The sequence below is a fragment of the Hahella sp. HN01 genome (assembly GCF_018986435.1).
Taxonomy (GTDB): Bacteria; Pseudomonadota; Gammaproteobacteria; order Pseudomonadales; family Oleiphilaceae; genus Hahella.
The window spans coordinates 1-22,312 of record NZ_JAHMIN010000008.1 but is presented as its reverse complement, the minus strand read 5'-3'; the positions used below and the strand labels follow the sequence as shown (position 1 = coordinate 22,312).

General features: G+C 46.3%; 14 protein-coding genes. 13 read left to right on the top strand and 1 reads right to left on the bottom strand.

Going from position 1 to position 22,312, the window contains the following annotated elements; all coding sequences use genetic code 11:
- Positions 1 to 38: 38 nt before the first annotated feature.
- On the top strand, positions 39 to 419 hold the full coding sequence (locus tag KP814_RS09565) for a hypothetical protein (RefSeq protein WP_216736564.1): 381 nt from the start codon (positions 39 to 41) through the stop codon (positions 417 to 419).
- Between the two features lie 2 nt (positions 420 to 421).
- Here KP814_RS09565 and KP814_RS32775 read toward each other — a convergent pair whose 3' ends face one another.
- On the bottom strand, positions 422 to 871 hold the full coding sequence (locus KP814_RS32775; RefSeq protein ID WP_216736563.1) for a PH domain-containing protein: 450 nt from the start codon (positions 869 to 871) through the stop codon (positions 422 to 424).
- A 230-nt stretch (positions 872 to 1,101) separates the two neighbouring features.
- On the opposite strand from KP814_RS32775, the gene KP814_RS09555 reads away from it, so the two are divergent.
- The 12 genes from KP814_RS09555 to KP814_RS09500 all read left to right on the top strand — a co-directional run.
- Positions 1,102 to 2,706 (top strand): hypothetical protein, encoded by a 1,605-nt coding sequence (locus tag KP814_RS09555; protein WP_216736562.1) that lies wholly within the window; start codon positions 1,102 to 1,104, stop codon positions 2,704 to 2,706.
- A 115-nt stretch (positions 2,707 to 2,821) separates the two neighbouring features.
- Complete coding sequence (locus KP814_RS09550) at positions 2,822 to 3,715, top strand: DMT family transporter (protein ID WP_216736561.1); 894 nt, start codon at positions 2,822 to 2,824, stop codon at positions 3,713 to 3,715.
- 195 nt (positions 3,716 to 3,910) lie between these two features.
- The gene (locus KP814_RS09545; RefSeq protein WP_216736560.1) at positions 3,911 to 4,273 is read left to right on the top strand and encodes a histone-like nucleoid-structuring protein, MvaT/MvaU family; all 363 of its coding nucleotides are present in this window, start codon (positions 3,911 to 3,913) and stop codon (positions 4,271 to 4,273) included.
- A 440-nt stretch (positions 4,274 to 4,713) separates the two neighbouring features.
- Entirely contained in the window at positions 4,714 to 5,685 is a 972-nt protein-coding gene (locus tag KP814_RS09540; RefSeq protein ID WP_216736559.1) for an RHS repeat domain-containing protein, read from the top strand.
- Positions 5,685 to 6,122 carry a hypothetical protein gene (locus KP814_RS09535; protein ID WP_216736558.1) on the top strand — a complete coding sequence of 146 codons (438 nt, stop codon included), beginning with the start codon at positions 5,685 to 5,687 and terminating at the stop codon, positions 6,120 to 6,122. Before KP814_RS09540 ends, KP814_RS09535 begins: the two co-directional genes overlap by 1 nt.
- A 305-nt stretch (positions 6,123 to 6,427) precedes the next feature.
- On the top strand, positions 6,428 to 6,763 hold the full coding sequence (locus tag KP814_RS09530) for a DUF6572 domain-containing protein (protein ID WP_216736557.1): 336 nt from the start codon (positions 6,428 to 6,430) through the stop codon (positions 6,761 to 6,763).
- 66 nt (positions 6,764 to 6,829) lie between these two features.
- The gene (locus tag KP814_RS09525; protein ID WP_216736556.1) at positions 6,830 to 7,462 is read left to right on the top strand and encodes an SMI1/KNR4 family protein; all 633 of its coding nucleotides are present in this window, start codon (positions 6,830 to 6,832) and stop codon (positions 7,460 to 7,462) included.
- A 748-nt stretch (positions 7,463 to 8,210) separates the two neighbouring features.
- Positions 8,211 to 8,630, top strand: a complete 420-nt coding sequence (locus KP814_RS09520) for a hypothetical protein (RefSeq protein ID WP_216736555.1) — start codon at positions 8,211 to 8,213, stop codon at positions 8,628 to 8,630.
- 102 nt (positions 8,631 to 8,732) lie between these two features.
- The gene (locus tag KP814_RS09515) at positions 8,733 to 20,390 is read left to right on the top strand and encodes a PQQ-binding-like beta-propeller repeat protein (RefSeq protein WP_216736554.1); all 11,658 of its coding nucleotides are present in this window, start codon (positions 8,733 to 8,735) and stop codon (positions 20,388 to 20,390) included.
- 16 nt (positions 20,391 to 20,406) lie between these two features.
- Positions 20,407 to 21,447, top strand: coding sequence for an RHS repeat-associated core domain-containing protein (locus KP814_RS09510; RefSeq protein ID WP_216736553.1), 1,041 nt, complete (start codon positions 20,407 to 20,409; stop codon positions 21,445 to 21,447).
- 3 nt (positions 21,448 to 21,450) lie between these two features.
- Positions 21,451 to 21,891 carry a hypothetical protein gene (locus tag KP814_RS09505; protein ID WP_216736552.1) on the top strand — a complete coding sequence of 147 codons (441 nt, stop codon included), beginning with the start codon at positions 21,451 to 21,453 and terminating at the stop codon, positions 21,889 to 21,891.
- Between the two features lie 156 nt (positions 21,892 to 22,047).
- Positions 22,048 to 22,312, top strand: a 265-nt coding sequence (locus KP814_RS09500) for a transposase family protein (RefSeq protein WP_216736551.1), incomplete at its 3' end; no start/stop codon positions are given.

The following is a 22,312-nucleotide window of genomic DNA, read 5'->3' as shown; positions in this document are numbered from 1 at the left end:
TCCCAATATTCGGGAGTATATTCTCGCGCAAAAGGAAAATGTTCCCAGCGTCCCGGATAGACCATCGCAATGATATCGATCTTTACCTCGGCTTTTTGTCCCTCATCGTCTACTTACCTCGTTGTAAGCCTGACTTATATGTTTCAGGTGAAGGGTTACGCTTGCCCCGTGTCCGCTTGCTGATGTTGCGCAACAAAGGACCGTTCATGTCACCGTCTTTACTCAATAAATTCTTGAATATCGAAGACCTTAAGTTTCAGTTGTCCCGCCTTGAAGCTCTGGCGGAAAAGCCGGAAACCGCCAATCTTGTTATTCGCTACCTAACGAGCGACCCACAGTTACAAATGCAACTAGGTTATGTTTTGCAAAAGGCCTATGACACTCGCGCCAAGGTGCGGGCTCGCCAACAAGAATTATGATTTTAGGAAGCAATAAGCCTAGGAGATTCTAATGGCTCGCCTTGCTTTGTTTCCTGCATTTCAAAAAACGCCTTTCTGAACAGCAGCGGCTTGGAAACGCCTGGAATTGGGGCTTTGGGATTGCCAGCGCCGGAAACGATAATACTGCCGTAATTTAGCAATCGGCCCAATATGCTTTGATGGACCTGGATGCTCTCGACCTTAATCACCGCCATCTCAATCGTATTGCGTCTGATGAAGCCAAACTTGGCGATAATTCTCTTGTTGGTGATTACCAACTCTGTCGTTAGATAGCTAATGGCGGCGGAAAGCCAGAACAACAATCCTAACCCAAAGACGCCAAGCAAAATTAAACCAATTACTATTCGAGGCCATAGCGACCAAACGCTGACCTTGCCCTCATAGATCACATACTCGCCATTGATAAGATTATTATTAACGTAGGAAGCCACTTACATTCTCCTTGTGGTGCATGACGATAGATGGCGAAACAACTTTCCGCCGGGCAGGCATATTATAAGAAATGCGTTGGTCTTGCCTAACAGAGATGAAAGGGTGGAAAGATGGTTAACTATCGCCATATATGCTGGCGACGCGAATAAACTTTTTTGGCTCCGTATTGTACGGTTCCACCGACTTAATTAAGGTTCCGCCTTCACTCCCACACTTTTGGACCGCCCTCGTGACAGACTCCAGACAGGACTTTATTTGCGACATGCTCAGAACCTTCGCCAACGAGCACGAGAAAGGCGGAATACGGGATCTCTTAATGATCACGCTGCGCGCGCTGGAACAGGTGACGGACAACGAAGAAGACATGCTGCAAGCGCTGATGGCGGTCATCTGCGCCACGGATTGCCTGGATGAGAGCGAGGTTATCGCCGACTTGGCGTTCGCCTCGCTTATGGCGGTGATGAATGCGGTGACAGATCGCTGTCCAAACCCCAACCGGTTGGCGGAAATTAGCATTTGGGTTGATGAGCAGCTATGGCTTGCGTTGGAAGCTGGCGTGGACACGATGAGGCTGCGAAGAATCATACAATGTGCCACCTACGCCAGACTCGAAATCAGAGAAGACGTGATATTTCGAATTAACGAGAAAGAAGTTGAAGACAGCCCGCCGTTCATTGGCGCTCCCACGACCGAATCGATGGCGAGAGCCATCCTGGAGCTGGTCGAGATTAATGGCTGTAAAACCGAGTGGGATTTGCTGCAAGTGTTGACCCATCTAGGAGCGCAAATGCCCGAAGGCGCAACGGCGCTTTATGTGCCAGCGCTGTTAAGCCTCGAAACGCCCTGGCGCGACTGCGCGGCGTTGCTGACCATGGACCCGATCAGGAAAAACCGACAGGGGGCCATTGAAGCTTGGTTATCGCCGGAGTGTCAGGCTCTCGCCAATGAAACGGACCTAGCCCGGTTAGTGGCTGCGCGTAAATGGCTGCCTGAGGAGGATAGAGAGCTTACCGACATGGTGGTGAAGGGATTGCAGCGCCTTCGTGTGGGCGGCGCTGTGACGCCTTCCAGCAAGGCGGAGATACTAGGGGTCTATGTCTCCCCATTTGATTCTCAGGGGGCGTTCTATGCCGTCCTGGCGCTACGTCATGAAGACGCCTGGAAGATCTGGAGCGCTCGCCTGCAACAGGGCGTTGGCGTCACTAAGGGCGGCGTGTTGGTATTCCCGGAATTAGAGTCGCTTGAACATCACATTGAGGGCGGCAAACACCATTTTCACCTTGGCGAACTCTCCCTTTTTACCCTGCAAAAAATCATTCGCCACTTCCTACTGAAAAATCGCGATTCGGGAACGCTACCGGCGCCGGAACTGCTTTGGTTGATCAGCCATGTTGAAGGGGAGTGGTCACTGCCAGACGCCATGAATATGGACGACCTCATTGAAACGCTGACGGATGCGGGAGAACTGCCTGCGGATCAATGGGACTTTGCGCAAGACATGCGTAGCCTGACGCAACCTTGGTTAAGGTCGGAATGGACAGGCCAGCACCCAACAAGTGAGGCGCTAATCCTTGAATGCCTGGAGCCGCAACGAGAAAGCTGGCTGGAGCGCTGCGTCCTCTTGGCTTGCTTCCTTCACGAGCGAAAAGGAAGTCGCAAGGAGATTGAGCTGCTGAGGCAGGCCGCCGCCAGCATCGCTTCCGGCAAACCGCTGATAAACGTTTCCCTTATACGAGAAATGGCGGAATCCGCGTTTCACTGGGAAGGAGCGCCGGTACAGTGGCTGGATATGCCGTCCGAGATAGCGAAGACGATTCGACAGCAAATTTATTAACACTAGGACTCAGTGATAAGGCATGATGGACGCCTACCCCACTCAAGCAGATGAAAAGTTTGTTCAGTCACTGAATAAACAAAATCACGGAATCATCGTTAACAAGGACAGGTAGATGCTTTACAGCTTTCTTTGCGCCACCCTATGGGCCTCGACAGGAATTTTCGTTAAGTTTATTGATGGTTTGAGCGTCCCGTACATTATCTGGGGGCGTTTTCTCATCGCCTTCTTATTCGGGCTTCTCTTTGTTCAAAGCAGAGCCAAGTTTCAATTTACGCCTCTCCAGCAACGCTCATACAGCGAGTATGCATTAGCCTTGATGATGACCGCCTATTATGTACTGGCGACCTATTCATTCTTTTACGCGCCAGTCGCCGTGGCGGCGCTGCTTATTGCGCTAGCTCCTTTATTCACGTTTTTACTACGACTGTTTATTAAAGGTGAATTTCATCGTAATGAGATACTGGGCTTTGTCATCGCCTTCATAGGACTCATGCTTTACTTCTACGGCAAGGACTATGCTGGAGAAGGGTACAGTACGGATGCGATTATAGTGGGTGGCGTCTGTGCGCTCAGCGCCGCTATTTTGAGGGCGGCCTTTTCGTTCATTGTTTGGGAGAGCGTTGGAAAAGGGCGCTCCGTAGATGCCGCCAATATTAATAACAATACACTGTTGTTAGGCGTCATTCTGTTGAGTCCCGCGCTTTTTCTCCAGAGCGCGTCTGGCGCCATCACCTCACCTAATATTTCTTATCTACTTGGACTTGGCGTTATCGCCACCTTTGTCCCAAATATGCTGAACAACCTATCATCTATGAAGTTGAACCCAACCCTTCACAACATAATAGGGATGTCCACGCCTATTTCTGCAAGTATTATGGCCTGGATATTTTTAGGTGAAGAGCAGGACGCGCTTGCTTTGGTCGCTATGCTGGTGACGGTTTCAGGAATATTTCTATCTATGAGGACGCCTGTAAAGAAGCCCGCGACGGCAACTGAACAGGCTTAATAATTTAGAGCAACGAGTCTCTTAATACTTGTTGCTCATACTCCCAAACCGCACTTGGCCATCGCATATATTTTGATATTCCCAGCGGTATATTGCTGAAATTAAGTGGGCTATACTCATTATTCAACTCGTAATAGATGAGCTTGATAGTTAACTTTAAACCGTTAGTTCACCGTATAAAAATTTGGGGAAAAAATGAAAAAAATAAATGCGTATGCGAATACTCTGGCTGAAATTGAAGCCCTCAAGAAGAAGCTTGAAGCGCTTGAAAATGATGAAGGCCTGAAGAAGAGTCTGGAGTTCAAGAAGAAGCTGGAAGACTTGATGGCCAAATATGAAGTCTCACCGGATGAAGTGGTCAATCTGCTTGGCGGTGGCGGGAAAGCGGCCTCTAAAGCGTCGGCGTCCGACAAACGTCGCGGCACTCGTCCGTTAAAAGTATATAAGAATCCCAAAACAGGGGAAACGGTTGAGACTCGCGGCGGAAACCACAAAGTGCTGAATGAGTGGAAAGAGAAATTCGGCAAAGAAAAAGTTGAAAGCTGGTTAGTCTCTTAATCTTTCCTGAAAGCTCCACACCAATTCTAGATATAACGCCTCTTTCAAAGGGGCGTTTTTCTTGCAGAACACATCAATATTTTACCCTGTTAAAAATATACAGAGCAGGTAAGCATGAGAAACTAGGCTACAGCCGAAAGGCAGCGATACTACGTATGGGAATGATCGGAAGGCAAATCTACAGTGGATTTGGCATTCGAGATAAGCAGCAAAATAATAGCTGGTATGGACTAGTGTACTGTCTTGTTCAATATGTAACAGAGTGTTAATCTTGACGGTCTAACCTGACTGTCGAGTTTTGACTCTAAAGGAAATATGCATCTCATTATTTCGCGGCAACGGAAGCGACACCTCTTGTCTTTTTTCGCCGTAAAGTGAATGAACGCTTATTGGTCCTGTTAACGTCCTGACGTCGTGCCCCATAAATAAGGATTTTTCATATGGCTGCCGCTTTGTTTTGCTTTATTCAAAAGTATACATCTAAAAATAGTCCCGCTTGGCTTGTTCTTATCGCATTAATTACATTACTTGGTGTTGGGCAAGCCTCTGCCGCGAGAAAAGTCACTTTCTACCATACAGACGCTCAAGGAACTGTTGTTGCGGCCTCGGATGAAGAAGGAAAGCTGCTTTGGCGTAAGAGCTATACGCCTTATGGAGTGCAGGTAAATGAAGAAGGGGTCCTAAAAGAAAAGCTCTCATATACTGGTAAACCATATGATCAGAGCTCTGGCCTTACATATATGGGGGCTCGCTACTTTGACTCTGAATTGAAGCGGTTTATATCTACGGACCCAGTTGAGTTCTCAGAAAGAAGCCTGATGAGCTTTAACCGCTATGCTTACGCAAATAACAATCCATACAAGTTTGTTGATCCAGATGGTAGGCACCCTTTAATTGTTGCCGCCATTGCTGCAATATCAATTCTGACCTTTAGTGAACATGCGAATGCTCCGGAGCCTGGAGGCGCGACATCGTCAACTTCATTGTTGGATAAAGTATTAAGTATAGGTTTAGGCCCAGGAGGAAAAGCCTCTGGGGGGTTACTCCGAGGCCTTACTGGAAAATCTGCATCAGAAGCGACAGAGGTAGCCGCTGAATCAGTTGCTAAGAGTAGCGATGACTTGATGTATCATTACACTAGAGCGGAAGAGTCCGCTTTCTCTAACGGGTTGTGGAGAGATACTTCTGTTACGGATAAACTCTATGATGATGCCATAGAAGCTGGTCAAAAACTTGGTATACCTACACCAAATAAAGTGATTCCAATAAAGAATAACGGTCAATTTATTCCAAATAAGCCCTCTACAGTGGGAGGCACAGAACGCTATATGGGAGGTGGGTCCGATTTTGTTAATCCAAAACGTGTACCAGCAGAAGACATTTTACCTGCTATGCCCATTGGAGGTGGCTGATGAATGAACAGCAGTTTGAGTGCTTACGTGAACACTTAAAAAGAGTTCTCCCCGAGATCGAAAAATTTTGTTCATTAAAAGGGTTTGAATTTATGGATGCTAGGGCTTTAGGTCGTTATCCTAGGATCAGAGTTAGACAGGAAGGTGAAATAGTTCGCTGGATTGATCTCTGGATGGAGCTTGATGAAAATGGAGATAGATTCGAAAAATTTTATGAGACAATACCCTATGAGCTCTCCGCAGGTGCGCAAGTAGATATCCCCGATGGAACAAAATATGGTCATAGATATCAAAAATCTTTCTCTATTTTTAAAAGTAAGCCTTTTAAAGATATACCTAATATAATATTTGATGAAATGCTTAAGGCCGATTCTGTCATAGCTGAATGGGATAAAAATTATCTGATCGAGAATGGAAAGAAAGTGATTCTTGGCTAGTTAAGTGTTGGCTTTACTATAATTTTGGAGTTTGTGCTATAAGTATGAATATCATCTATCTAGAAACAGTTAAGTAATATGTCAATACTAGCCTTCTAGTACAGAATTAGGCTGAGCTTAGATCCTATAACCAATACTATCGAGCGGCTAACGGCTTCGCTAACTAAAAACCAAAGAGCGGCCTTTCCTGAGTTCAACAATCTGGCGCAAAAGTAGTAGGTGGTGGCAAGCCAGGGTATCTTGGAGGTACACAGATTCCGCCAGCTCCAGTAGATATCATCAGGGGACCATAATAGGTAATAGTTATGACCATAAGCCAAACGATTGTAGTAGATGCGGTTTCAGTAGATAAAGATGCAGGAAAAGTCGTGCTGACGATATCCGACCATCTAGAATGGGAGGATGATGAACACCTATACCTATTGCAAGAGAAAATTAATAGTTATTTGGCTTTCATCGAGTCTGGAGAAATATATGAGAAATACCCAGGAGCTAAGGGGCGAGGTATAGTAATAAGCTTAATATGTAAATATAATCCTAGTTCTATTGGGGTTGGTTTTTTGAGTCAAGTTTCTGAAATCATTTTGGGGGCTGGTTTCGATTTCCGTTATGAAGTTTTTGATTCGCGGAAGGACTCGTAGAACAAATTTTTTGATGCGCAAGTGAAGATAAATAAAGCCTGTTTTGCATTTTATTGAAATTTAATAATGTATATAGATAAGCTGTTAAGCATTGCTGGAAATGAATTGTCCAACGCACTTGCTATCATCCCTGAATGCTTTAGAGATGGGCATGGGGTGGCCTTTGAACAGCTTGTGGCACTTTTGAACTGTAAAAATGGATTTTTCGCTTTTGAGTCTGCGCTAAGAATTTTTCCTGTTGATACAACGGAGTTATCAATAGGAATGGTCGACTGGAACTCAAAAGGGTTGTGGATAAATAGTTATTATGGGCTAGCTGATAACTGCATATTCTTTGCTGAAGATATATTTGGCGGGCAGTTTTGTATTAAAGATAATGCAGTATTCTCGTTTGACCCTGAAATAGGTGATTTAGCTTATGTGGCTGATGATATTGAAGGCTGGGCAGGCGAATTATTGGAAGAGTATGAAGTCATGACTGGCTATCCTTTGGCGCATGATTGGCAAAAGCGAAACGGCCCTTTACCTAATAGCGATAGACTTATGCCAAAAACACCTTTTGTATGTGGAGGTGAATTCAGTATTGATAACTTGTGCAAAGTTAATGCTATAAGTGGTATGAAAACCCGTGCCAATCTCGCTCGCCAAATTCATGACTTGGAAGATGGGGCCCAAATTGAATTCCGCATTATAGAGTAAAATCTATAACCTTATTTTCCAACATATAGCGTTGTATGATGTCGCTGTTATTTAGATTTTGCATCACTCCATGGATTATGTACGGCACTTATAAAGCATGGGATCAGTAATGACAGCCGAGAGCATTTACACAAACAGCGATAACTTTACGGCATTCGAGATAGGGCGTTACTGGATGGCTCTAGGAATGGCTCCAGATAACTGGAGTGTCAGTCTCAGGGGTAGCACCGAACGCACCATAGGACGCGCCACAGTGGCCTGGGTGCAATTGATCAAAAAACGATCAAATGTCGAAAATAGGAAGGGGTGGGGCGGGTCAAATTTCTGATACCTGAGCGACCAACACCGCACCCCTAAGTCTTTTTTTATACCCGCGAAATTAAAAATTTGCCCTAGTGGCATAGGTCTGTGTGCTTGGCGACAAATGCTGTCGCTTTCGTGTCTATGATGGAACTATGGCGTATCTTGAGGTTATATGAAGTTGCGTTGGCTTAAAAAGGGACGCGGAAAAAGTGGTTGTGTCCTAACGAGAAATTTAATATTCTTTAATGTAACAATATGTAATTAGTGGTTTTCATAGCCTATTCGGCTATACCCACCCTCTCTATATTCGCGCATCCAAATCAATGGGTTACAGGGAACGTACTCAACCCCTTCTCTGAGCCCAACTATCAGTTAGCTTTGTTCTTGTGTGCTTTGCCACTCAGGGCTAGGTGGGGTTGTAGTTTTTCAATTGGAGTGAACCGACATGGCGAATTTCTCATTCTCCCGAAAGGCGATTTTGGCGGCATTGTCCTGTATCAGCATCGTCGTTGCATACGTGTTGATAGGCAGTGGAGCGCCAGAACAGCCTTCCCCTTCTGAAACCAGAGATGACTCTCAGCATTCTCAAAATGCAGGGATCACTGTATCCAGCGAAGGCCCGATGCAGCCAAAGAACATAGCTCCTGACGCGCCAGAGACTAGCAATGAACAAATAGGATTGCTTGATATAGAGCGCTCTGATGACACCACATCAGCAGCTATTAGCTCTAGCGAAGATCCAGAGCATTACCAACAAAATCAGGGCTCAATAGCCCCAACGCTGAAGGAGCGCCGATTTTATCCCCATTCTCCCGATGTCTCGGGTGGGATGAGTGCGACTTCCGTGCAAAAAAATAATTCGTAGAAAATCGCCACATAGATATCTCGTTATTAAAAACAACTTCGTTCTAGATGCAAAGCTGCTAGACATGCGCCAGCTATTGCTACTTTGAAAAGGGAAACGTAAATGCGTAAGTGGTTAATGGGTTTAGGCTTAGCCAGCACGTTGGCGCAGCCTCTGCAAGCAGAAGAAATTAGGGATTATTACTCCGAACCTGGGCTAAACCCCTTTCAGAGTACGATAAACCAGAGCTTTAATGAGCACATCGACCCGTTCTCTGGCGGGCTGTCGCTAAAATATACGGATGTTTTTCTGCCTGGTAATGGCGGCATGGACGTACGGATAAACCGTATCTACAACAGTATTCAGACTAATGCTTATCCGATCCAGAGCCAGAGCGGCTTTGGGTGGACCATGCATTTCGGAAGAATTGTCGCCTCAAAGCAATACAAAGACAGGCTTTGTAATCAAGCTCTCTATAGCGTGACGACAAAAGACAACCCATCTCTTGAGTTTTCTGATGGTGGCAGGGAATTATTGCTACTGAGCGCGATTCATGGAAACGACAATACCCTGATCACTCGTAGTAACTGGAAGGCGACTTGCTTAAGTGATGGCAACGGCATGCTGGTAACCAGCCCGTCAGGCGTTCGCTACACGATGAATAAGTATGACTACTTCCAAGAGGAGCCAAGCTGGCTAACAACACGTATCGAGGATCTACATGGCAATTGGATTCGTATTGAGTATGAAACCAACCCTGTTGGCGTTAGCTTATTAAATAAGATCTACCGTAGTGAGGAAGGGGACGAGCAGCCTATCGTCACCTTCGAATACGCTGATCCAGATAATGAGCGTGCTCGAATTGTTGCAATTAATGCAAAAGATCAGCGATGGGAATATCAATATGAAGGTGTTCCTAGCGTTCCGCATGCAAACCAATTAACTCAGGTTATCCGTCCGGATCATAAAGCTTGGCAATACGCCTACAATGACCGGGTCGCAGACCCAAATCCTGATGATGATATCAATGAGGATGGTTTGGGAAGCTACTCCCTCAATCATGTCACATACCCAGAAGGGGGTGAAATAAGTTACACCTACCAGTACGTAAAATTTGATCCAGGAACGGAAGCGAAGACAACATCAATATTGACTAAAGAGGTATCTGGTATTGATGTGGAAAATGGAATCTGGACATATGCTTTCACCCCTCACAGCTATCCTTATACTGATGTCGAAGAAGATGGGGCCCAGCTGAGATTAGACGTAACGGAAATAACTACTCCTTCCAATAAGCAAGTTTTTCGTCATTATGGCAAAGATTATCATCGTCATCTGGGGTCTTATCACTACACCCGGCCGAGCTTTGTGGGCCTGTTGCACTCCCAACTAACTTATGATCTTAGTGGTAACTTGCTAGAGCGTCGCGCGAAGGCGTGGGGCGGACGTAGAGTATCTGATGAGAACTTCTTCCATGGAAGCCCGGATCGTTCCTGGTGGCAAGATCATGCTGAAGGTGAAGTTGGAGGGGCTTCATACGCTCCTATCCTCTTGGCGGAATACACCAGCCGAGACAGCTATGCCCAGGAAGAGGCGTTTATATTTGGGACATTATATGAAGACCATGATGACTTTGGTAACCCAGGAACAGTGATTGAGGGCGGCGCGTTTGCCGATCAACCAAACCGGGTGACAAAGTATCAGTATAAAAATGATACCACTAGATGGCTAATAGGCTTGCCTGTCTCTGAGAAAATTCTGGCTGGCGAAGAGCTAAAAGGCGAAGTTTCTAAAGTTTATAATGAACTGGGGCAACTAGAAGAAGAAAACAAATTTGGCGTTATCACTAAGTATGCCTACCATCCAGATGGAATGCTGAAATCTGTCGAAGACGCCCGCCATCATGTAACAACTTATCTTGACTATAAGCGCGGCTCTCCCCAACGCGAAGAAAAGCCGGAAAACATAGTTCTCTATAGAGAGATTAATGATGATGGAACCTTGGCGTGGGAAAAGGACGGCGAAGGAAATAAAGTATCTTATGACTACGATGAATTGAAGAGACTTAAGTCCATTGATTATCCAATTCATGATAGTGTCAGTGTTGTTTATGAAGATAACCTTCGTACTTTATCAAGGGGTAGCTATAAGCAAATAGATCAATTTGATGGGTTTGGACAGTTAATAAAATCCACTAGACAAGATACAACTACTGGCGAGTCAATAGAGACGACAACAAAATATGATGCGTTAGGCCAAAAGAAGTTTGAGTCGTACCCTAACAGCCCCTCTGGAAACTCGTATAAATATGATGCGCTAGGAAGGCTTGTTAAGAAAACTTTGCCTGACTCGAATTTTATTGAATATCAGTATGATGAGTTTTGGGTAACGTCTATTGATGAGCGAAAAAACTCCACTAAATCCACCTATCGAAAATACGGGGCATCGGGGCAGCCTGTTTTAATTTCTGTGGAACAGCCTGAGTCAATCAAGACTATTATTACTCGTAATCTGTTTGATCAAATAGTGGAAGTCACCCAAGGTGAAAGAAATTCCACTGGATCAGTACGTGGTGATAAACGCAAGTATATTTATGATGACAAGCACTTTCTGATCGAGAAAACCGACCCTGAGACTGGAACGGTTACCTATGAAAGAGATGGGTTGGGCAATGTCATTTCTGAAGCATATGAAGGCAAAGACCCCGTTAATTATAAATATGATGGTTTGAATAGGCTTTATTTTGTTGACTATCCTAATGGGACGCCAGATATCGAAAAACAGTTCGATAAAAATGGCAACCTGAAAAAGCTTGTTTCGGGCATGAGTGAATGGGCTTATGAATACGATGCGAATGGTAATTTAACCGATGAGACCCTTAATATATCCGGAATATTGCCTAAAACGTATCATTTGCACTATGACTACGACCCCCTTGATACATTAAACAAAATCGTCTATCCGAAAGGATTTGAAGTTGACTATTTGCCAAATGCTTTCGGCCGACCAACAAAAGTGGGTGCGTACGCTAGAGACTTGACCTTCCATCCTGGAGGGCAGTTAAAAAGTTATACTTTGTCAAATGGCGTGACGACAACCTTAACGCTTGATAACCGCTTTTTGCCCAGGAAGATTCAGTCTGGTGATTTGGTTAATCTGACTTATAGCTACGACAATAGCGGTAATGTGACTTCCATATTGGATGCTATTGATCCATCACAAAATATAAAAATGGATAATCCGAATAGCTATGACAAGTTACATAGACTGCGTAGCGCTAATGGACCATGGGGAACAATAGCCTATGAATATAGCGCTGACGGGGATATTTTAAAGAAGACGCAAAATGGAACCGTAACGGATTACTACTATAACGCTAATAAAATGATGGCGGTTAAGACATCCAGCATTGCTGAGACTGCCATTAAATACGATGCGTTCGGTAATATTACTCATAAAATTCAGCGTATTGATGATGGTAACGATGGTGGAGTCGTTTCTAGCAAGCAATACCGTTATGACGCTGCATCTCGTTTAATACACTCCGATGCGAAAAGCCAAAGTAAGCGTTATGCCTATGATGGCGCTGGCCAAAGGTTTTTTGAGCAGGCGGAGAACTCATATGATCTTGTTTACAGTACATATAGTAGTAGTGGCCAGCTGCTCTATGAAGAGTCTATTAAAGACTGTAGCGGAACTTATTACGTTCGCGTTGGCTCTGCGCTGATTGCTAAGGTTGAGGATGCCGATGATACGCCAGATAAAGACGCGGATGCTGACCTAATTAGAGACTGTCTGGAAGTTCAGTTGGGTCTGTCTCCAACTGATCAAAATGACGGACTATTTGGGGATAGCGATAGCGATGGAATCGTTAACAAAGATGAGATTTCATTGGGAACCGCGTTAACGGGATCTGGAGATACTGATGGCGATGGCGTTAAGGACGGAGATGAAGTTAGCGCTGGCACTAACCCAACTCTGACGGACTCAGACTGGGATGGCATTCCTGACGACCAAGAGCTTGCTAACCCAGCATTAAATCCACTGTTAGCCGATAGTGATCACGACGGCGTCAGCGATTATTGGGAGATAGTACTTAGGAGTAATCCAGCGGACGCAACGGATGCATACGCAGACTCAGACCTGGATGGCTTCAGCAACCGCCAGGAAAGCCTGACCGGATTTAACCCTAATAGTAAGTTGATAACGCCAGCTAGCGGCTCTTTGGCCTGGTCTTTTGAAGTCGGCGGACAGTTGGAAGGCGATGTCGCAATAGATGGTAATGGGGTGGTTTATGTTGGGTCTCGAGATGGATTCCTTTATGCAATTTATCCTGATGGAACGCTTAAATGGAAGGCCAAGCTAAAAAGTATTATAGGAACATCTGCGCCTCCTGCCATAGGCGTCGATGGGTCAGTATATATTGGTGACTATGACGGTTATTTGTATGCGTTCACTGAAAATGGGGAATTAAAAGAAGGATGGCCTAAGTCTGTTGGCTCTGTGGAGTCAGCTGCTGCATTCGACAGTAATGGAAATATATATATCGGCACTAGAGGTGGCTATATTTATGCTTTTTCTACTGATGGCGAGGAGCTTTGGCGGCAGTACATTGGCGCCGCCATGTATGCTTCGCCCATAATTACTGTGGATGATGTTCTGTATATTACTGCGGTTGATGGCCGTCTGTATGCGCTTAGCTTAGATGGAAAAATAAAGTGGGCCTACAAAGCTGCTGGTTATGTCACGTCGTCTCCTGCTATTGGTTATGATGGAACCATTTATTTTGGGTCTCGTGATCATAGCGTATATGCAATCTACCCAAGCGGAAGGCTCAAGTGGAAGTATGATACAGGCGAAGAAGTTCGCTCATCCCCGGTTGTAGGAAAAGACTACCTATATATTGGAACTTACACAGGCCGTTTGCTCGCGTTGGGACATCAAACGGGCGACGTTGTAGGTGAGTACAACACGAATGCCACCATTAGCGGCTCGCCAGCAATAGGTCGTGATGGGACTGTGTATGTGGCCAATGAGGCGGGTTACGTATACGGATTAAATTCCTCGCTAAGCTCTGATACCCCGCTAGAGTTTTATTATCCCACTTACAGCAATATTCACGCCTCCGTCATTCTTGATAAAGACGGAATGCTTTTTGTTACAAACTATGCGGGACGCGTTTTTGCTATTGCGGATAATAGCGAAGGACCGGCAGCCACGGCGTGGCCGCAGTTTCAGCATGATCACTACTCCTCAGGTAACCAATGCCGTTATGAGGGGGGAATTTATAGCAAGGATGGCGATAGCGATACGGATAAGATTCACGACTGCTATGAATTTGCTCATGGCTTGAATCCACATGATTCCAGCGACGCCGCCTTGGATGCTGATGGTGATGGTCTATCGAACCTAGAGGAGTATCAGCAAGGGACTTCAATGCAAAGCCAGGATAGCGATGGCGATGGTTTGGATGACTATTCTGAGATTTATACGCATATGACCAAGCCTATGTCTTGGGATACCGATGGCGATGGTCTTAGTGATAAAGCTGAAATAGATAATAAGCTCGATCCTAATGACTTTAGCGATGCATTTGCAGATTCCGATAAGGACGGTTTCAGCAATATTCAGGAAGGACTATCTGGCTCCGATCCGTTCAAAACAGAGGTTATACCGTCTCGCGGTTACGAACTGTGGAGCTATTATGGGAGTGATGTGCTAACTGATGTTGCTATTGCTGCTGATGGCGCTCTGTATTTTGGATCTAGTGCAGGAGAGCTTTTTGCGGTAAATCCCAGTGGCGAGGAAAAATGGCGGATTAACACAGGAGGGGGCATTTCCGCTGCACCTGTTATAGCCGCAGACGGTTCGATTGTGGTCTTGAATGGCAGCTTTCTGAGCATGTATCGTCCTGACAAGTCTCTAAAGTGGTCCGTGAGATATAAACCAGACTTTAGGAACTCTAGTGATCGCCCTGCTATTGCTCCAGATGGAACAATATTTGTTTTTGCGAGCCAGCCTTCTAAAGCGTTAGCGTTTAATCCTGAAGATGGCTCTGTAATTCCAGAGTGGGAGATTGCGTATGACGATGGGTTTATTACCCCGCTAATATTGTCAGCAGATGGCATTGCATATTATGGCGATGTAGCAGGTTTGAACGCGATATCTCTGGACAAGGGATTTCGTAGGCTATTTTCAACCTATGACTCCTCGTATAGCTCTACTGGCGGCTCTGTCAGGGCTGCTGCAATTAATGGCGATGGTTCGATTCTAATTGGGGCCAGTAACGGCTTTATATACTCATTAACCTCAGAAGGAACCGAATTATGGGCCTACGATGTTGGTGGAAGTGTAAAGGGGATTGTTACTAATTCTGAACGCCAAATTTATGTTGTTGCTGACAATGGAGTTGTTAACAAGCTGTCGCCAAACGGTGAACTATTAAGCTCGCGAAGTCTCGATTCCAGCGTGGAGGGATCTTTATCATTAGCATCAAATGGTGCGGTTTATGTTGTAACCAGTACGTATCTATACGCTTTAAGCTCTGCATTGAATATTGAGTGGCGTTTACCTATTACTAAGGGACGCACCCCAATTGTCTCCACTTTGGACGGCACTGTTTATTTGTCCACAAAGCTGGGACGGCTTAACGCCTATGTTGACAATGCGAGAGGCCCAGTAAAAGGGAGCTGGTTCACATCAGGGCACGATACATTTTGGTCAGGTAGTGAATGTCGCTTTGATGGCGGCTATTACGACCCTGTTAATGATGCGGATGGCGACTTCATCCCAGACTGTTATGAATCCGCTCGCGGTCTGGATCTAAACCGCATTGAAGACGGAGAGGAGGATTCAGACAATGATGGGCTGGTTAATACCGTTGAGTACGAACTTAGAACCAACTTTTATTCTTCTGATACGGACCAGGATGGACTCAACGATAAGCAAGAAGTTGAGCTGAATACCGACCCTCTCGATAGTGATACAGATAATGATGGTTTATCAGATGGCTACGAAGTCGCGCATTCTATGAACCCGAAACTCAACGCTGAAATCTGGCTGGATAGTGATTCAGATGGTTTTAGCAACCGTCAGGAGATGCTGGCCAAGACCAATGTGTTGGACCCTGAAAGTACGCCAACCAATGGATTAGAAATCAGTCCCATATCAGGAAGTTTCAGGGGGGATGTAGCAATCGATGAAAACGGCGTTCTTTACGTTGGACGAAAAGCAGACCTCAAGGTTGCGGCTTATGACCTGTATGGCATATTAAAATGGGAATCGGCTGCGTTAGAAGAGGATGTGCGAGGATTAGCTGTCGGTCCTAATGGCGAGGTTTACGCCACTACCGACACGTTGTTGTACTCAATTGAGCCTGATACAGGCGCCGTTAAGTGGAAGGCGGTTGTAGATGTAACGAGTTTCAGCGAAGCGACGGTAGGAATAGCGATTGCTTCGGACGGGACTGTCTATGTCTTAGCGGCCGGTGGCGTCTTCGCATTTGACCCGGAAAGTCCAGAACCCAAATGGAACTACCATATTCCTGAGGCGACGGCCTCTCAAAACTTAATCGCTGTCGGGAAAAGTGGCGATATTTACATTGGCGGGAATTTAACGGGACATAAAAAGGTCTATAAGCTTGATTCAGGAGGAGTTGCCGCTGACGTTCTATACGACCTATACGACAGCGAAGGTGGATTAACTGGATTGGCGATTGGCGCTGATGATGCGCTCTATGTTTCAACTACACAAGGGTTGCTTTGCTTTAGTGGTTCTGGAGAACTCAAGTGGAAGCGGCTTGAAGGGCGTCTAGTAACGCCTCCAGTCATTGGCGCTAATGACGTTGCTTATGTGGCGGAAGTTACTCCGTATAGTGGACCCAGTACCATTAATGGCTTCACTGCAAATGGGGAGACTATTTGGGCGGAAGGTTATACCTCCGGTGAATATGTTGATAGCTTGGCTGTTGCGAAAGACGGTACGGTGTATGCCTCTACGTTCGAAGCCACAGATTCCTGGAAGCGCGCTCTATTTGCTGTAACCCCTGAGGGCCAGCGGAAGTGGTGGAAGCGTACCGGATATAATCCTGACTCAGCGCCCTTGATTGATCAGGACGGCGTAATTTTCTTCCTCTCCGAGAACGGTAAGCTCTGGCGCATTCTTGATGGCACTGGCGGCCCTGCGGCCTCACTATGGCCTATGCTGGGAGGAAGCGCGACACGAGCCAACAGAGTTCCATTTGACGGCGATCAAAGACCTGTCTTACGCATTTTGAGTCCTGCCTCTTCATCCATATTTGGACTAGAGGATGAAATACATTTATCAGCTACGGCGACTGACAAAGAAGATGGCGATTTGGGCGAGAGCATTAGCTGGAGCTCGGATGTGGACGGTCTGCTGGAAACCGGTGGGAACATCACTGTAAAGCTTTCCGCTGGGGAGCGAGTCATATCCGCTTCTGTGGTCGATAGTGCAGGCAATCGTAGTCAAGACTCTGTCAGAATCCGTGTGAATCAGCCGCCAGTAATCAGTATCTTGCGCCCTAGTAAAGGAGAAGCGGTTACTGACGGTATAGGTATGACTCTTGTGGCGCAGGCGAATGACCCTGAAGATGGGCCACTGCTGGAGTCAATTGTCTGGCGGTCGGATTTAGATGGTGTGATAGCCTCAGTCAGTGATACGAGTGCTCTACTGAGCGTAGGCCAGCATTTAATAACTGCAGAAGTGGCGGATGCCGATGGCGCTTCGGCGATAGCTCAGGTGAATGTAATCGTTCATGCTGCCGATGCATATGTGGATTCTGATAGCGATGGTATTCCTGATTTCTGGGAGGTTGCTCATGGGTTAGACTCCACTAATGCATCAGATCGATATGGCGACGTGAATCTAGACGGCTTGAACAACTATCGGGACTACATACGCGACACACAAACGGGTGACGCGAATGGGAACGAAAATATTGGCTATCGTGTTGTATCCGCAGATTTAAGCGGGAAACCGATTGCCGCAGTGAGTTTGGAAAATGAGAACTCAATACGATTAGGACCTAACAGCATCAGCCTTGATAAGGGAGAGCTGGTCGTACTTCCGAATGCAGAGATATTGCCAGGAACCACCATCAAGGGAACCAAGCCCTTTAGTCTTGGTAGTGAAGAGCCATGGATGACGCTACCAACACCAGAGGCGTTCAAAGGGGTGCGCTTTGCGTATCCTCTGCATCGGGGACGGCATTATTTTCATATCAAAGCTGATAATGGCGCCACTTACGTAAGCGTCAAACACGGTTTGAAGTCTGAAACGTTAGTGGTTCGTGATGAAGGTGATTTCTCAATAGAGTTGGCGCAAGAGGCGACAGTCGTTGAGTTTAAGGCTGATGCGCCAATTTATGTGACCCATCTTGGAGAGAGCAATGCTGGCGGCAAGCAAGATGAGTCGCCACTGCTTCCAGCCGGTCTGGACCTGTGGGGAATAGGTGAAGGCGTCGTGATTGGCGGCTTGGAAGATGATACGCAAGTCCAGCTGCAAAGCTCGTCTGGCTACTCTAAAACTATATCAATTCACGCGGGAGAGTTTTATTCCGCTGTGGTTGATGGGGCCGCCGAGAGTCAACCTGCACTACACATAGCTTCTAGCAAGCCGTTAGTGGCTTATCAGGTGGCGAGCTCTTCAGCGTTGACCTATGAGCTTGTTGATGCGCCACAGGGGATGACCATTGATCCAGATACCGGACGGGTTCAATGGAGTCCAGGTGATACGGATGCGGGCGACCACTTGGTAACCATTCGGGCTCAAGATGGCGTTAAGAGCACGCAGCAGTCTTATACATTGAGCGTGCGAGCCGTTGAAAGTAATGCCGTGCCTATCCCGTTTGTAGTTGATAATGGCGATCCCGCAACTTTGACGGTGGGTAGCTGGCCGACATCAACTTATCAGTCCGGCTATTACGGAACAAATTACCAATCTAGGCCAGCAGGTAGTGGGTCTAATAAGTACATTTGGAATATTGGCGTAGGGCAAGAAGGTAATTATCGCGTTTATGCACAATGGACCGCTCAAAGTTCCCGCGCTTCCAATGCGGAATATGTGATTGCAACTTCGGCGGGCAATGAAACGGTCTACATGGATCAGCGAAGCCATGGTGGAACGTTGAATCTTCTCGGCGTTTTCCCGCTCAATGAAAATTCGTCCGTGACACTGACTGATAGCGGCAATGGCTATGTCATCGCGGACGCGATCAAAGTGGAGTGGGCTGCCACAAGCGCAGACTCATTTATTATCGATAATAGCGACAGCTCAACCAATGCGGTGGGCGGGTGGCCTCACTCTAGTTACCGTTCAGGGTACTATGGCAGTGACTATCAATATGAGACTGCAGGAAGCGGGTCGAAACACTTTAGTTGGCTACCCAACATTAGTCAGGCAGGAGATTACCAAGTCTTTGCGCGCTGGACTGCGGACGGCAGTCGGGCTAATAACGCTAAATACAAGGTGGTTACAACGACAGGAGAGCAAACTATCGTTGTGGATCAGCGTGTAAATGGGGATAGTTGGCAGCGTTTGGGGCTGTTCTCTTTGGGTTCAAACGCGCAGGTGACATTGTCGGATGACGCAAACGGTTCCGTTATTGCGGACGCCATAAAGTTTGAAGCTACCCACTCGTCGCCTACTACTGGAAATCAGGCTCCAGTATTCTCTACACCTGCGACCACATTTGCTAAAGCAGGCTTGAGCTATGAGTACACAGCCAGCGCTAATGACCCAGACGGCGATACTGTCACTTACGCAATTGAATATGGTCCCTTAGCAATGACGATAGACTCTGTGTCTGGCGATTTGCAATGGACGCCTTCTGTGGAAGACCTGGGAGAGCATCTCATTACTCTCGTTGCCTCAGATGGTGACACAGTGGGCAGGCAATCTTATACCTTATTGGTTGTGAGTGATGAAAGCGGAAGCATATCTCCTGTTCCGGTAGTGATAGACAATACTGACTCTCAAACGACTGCGACGGGGACTTGGGGAAGCTCATCTGCAATAACTGGTTTTTATGGAAGTAATTATCAGTATGCAAGCCCTCGCAGTAACAGTACGTTTACATGGCGCCCCAGTATCTCGGTAGCGGGAAGCTATCATGTTTACGCAAGATGGGCGGCGCAAAGTAACCGCACCTCAACGGCGACCTATCGTGTTAAAACCGCTACTGGCAATGAGGCTATAACGGTAAACCAGCGAATCAACGGCGGTTCTTGGCAGTTACTGGGGACGTATGAGCTAGATGGTTCGGCTGCAATTGCCTTAAGCGATGATGTAAATGGCGTTGTAATTGCTGACGCCATACAGATTGAGTGGGCGGGCGGAGAGACCCCTTCCGGTGGTGAAGGACCCTTTGTCATAAGTTCAGCTGTTCCTACTTCCGCTGAGCCTGGCGAGGTGTACGACTATCAAGTCGCAACCACTAATTCGGCAGCAGGGGTAATGGATGTTGCAACCTTCTTCGACAGAGTTTTCCTGGCCAAGCGCTATGCGATAGCGGATAAGAGCAGCCGTATCGACATCGTCTGTTCTGAGCCTAATACGGAAATTACTTTATACGATGGCGTCAGAACTCCGCGCTCCTTGTCTTGTGACGCAGGCGGAGACTTCCCTGGAATAGCCTCCTTTGAAGAACTGGAAGAGGGTGCAGGCATCGGTGCTGGCGCCTTGCTGGAGAGCAATCATCCGATTTATCTGAACTATAGAACTCTCGCCAATGGCGAAATTCGCAATGTTTTGGGTTACTGACAGGGAGGTTATGACTATGACTCAACAAATGACAACGGTTATCAGCGAAAGGGTGCCGGACATGACAACCATGGGCGATATCCAAAGAAAAAGGAACAGTGTAATGTCTAGTTGGCTGTATAGAATAAATCTAGCCATTTTGGCGTTACTGTTAAGTTTCGGGACAAGTTATGCCGCCCGAACTACCACCTTCTACCACACCGACGCCGCTGGCTCGGTGGTGGCGGCTTCGGACGAGTCTGGCAATCTCCTATGGCGTAAAAGCTATACGCCTTATGGTGTTCAAACAGGAGGGGAAGAAGGGAAGGCCGAATCTATTTCCTACACAGGCAAGCCGCATGATCTAGCCTCGGGGCTTACCTACATGGGGGCCCGTTATTATGACCCTGAGATAGGGCGTTTTCTCTCTACTGACCCTGTTGAGTTCACAGGAAGCAACTTAATGAGCTTCAACAGATATGCCTACGCTAATAACAATCCATATAAGTATGTTGACCCAGATGGAAGAAGTGCTGTAACTGCATTTGGCGGGGTGTTATATGAGACTGGCCAATTCTTGACTGGTAATGGTTTTGATGCGCAACGTGTGGCTGGGGCGCTAGTGGATGGCTACAATGGCGAAGGCAGTGGAGTAGGGGCGGCTATTTTTGAGGATGCTACAAGTTTCATTCCTGCGGGAGTGGTTTTAGGAACTCTTTCGAAAATATCTAGGCTGGTAAGCATTTCGAAAAGCGCAAAGGGTTTGATAGGTGTAGACTTTGAAAAGTACTTAGCTAAGACCTTAGGTGGAAAACCTGGTTTTCAAGTTGGAGGGAGAGACTTTGATGGCGCTATTGGAAACCGGTGGTTTGAAGCTAAATCGGGTAACTATTGGCAGGCGAAAGTGCAAGAAGGAACAAAAGGCTTTGAGAAATTTAAATCAGATATGGGAGCAAGAAAGCGTATAGCGCAGGAAAATGGTGCTACTTATGAACTGCACTCTAATACACCGATACCTTCTCATGTAACCGATTACCTGGATAAGAAAGGTATTCCTTACTTTGAACATTTGGATTAAACAATGGCAACTTCTGCAGATATTGATATTAAATGGAGTATGAAAGCTGGATCTATTTATAATAATATAGATCTGATTGAAGCTTTGTTAGAGTGTGGGTGGCGTTTTGACTACGGAGATAGCTATTTTTACCTTCCATTAGGTGATGAAGATTTTAATTGGGAGAGAACTAACATTTCTAAACAGGAATTGTTAGGGGTTTTTCGCAAAAAAGAGCAGCTTGGCGAAATAATTGGCGTTGCTATGGTATGGGGGGATTTGGGCATTGGGGGAGAGTTTCTCTTTCGAAATAACCATACTTTTTCTGTATGTTTGACTATTAACAGGAAAGTGGTTGAAAGAGGCGGGTATACTAATGTTGAGTGGTATCTCGATAAACTTATTCCTGTCCTTGTGAATGCACAATTAGATATAGTGTCAATTGATTTTTCTGAGCATATATAGTTTTAAGAATATTGGTTTGATAGCATAATAATTAGGTGGGTGTTTTTAATGTTAGAAAATATATCATAACCACCCAGGCAAATCGCACTATGTGGTTGAATAGTAGACAGTAAATCCATAGAGTACGCCCATTTTTCTCCCCTAATAAGGACTGTTATGGGYTCTTCTTTAATTGACGGCGTTAAACACCATTTCTCCAGCCTTTCTGATCCTCGTCGAGAGACGCTCAATATGCGGCATAATTTCTATGATGTTCTCACCATCGCACTCTGCGGGATCATCTGTGGCGCTGACGATTGGGTCACCATCACTCGGTTTGGCGACGCTAAAAAAGAGTGGTTTGAGTCTTTTCTGGAGCTGCCCAACGGCATTCCCTCCCACGACACCTTCAACAACATCTTTGCGAAGTTAGACCCGACCC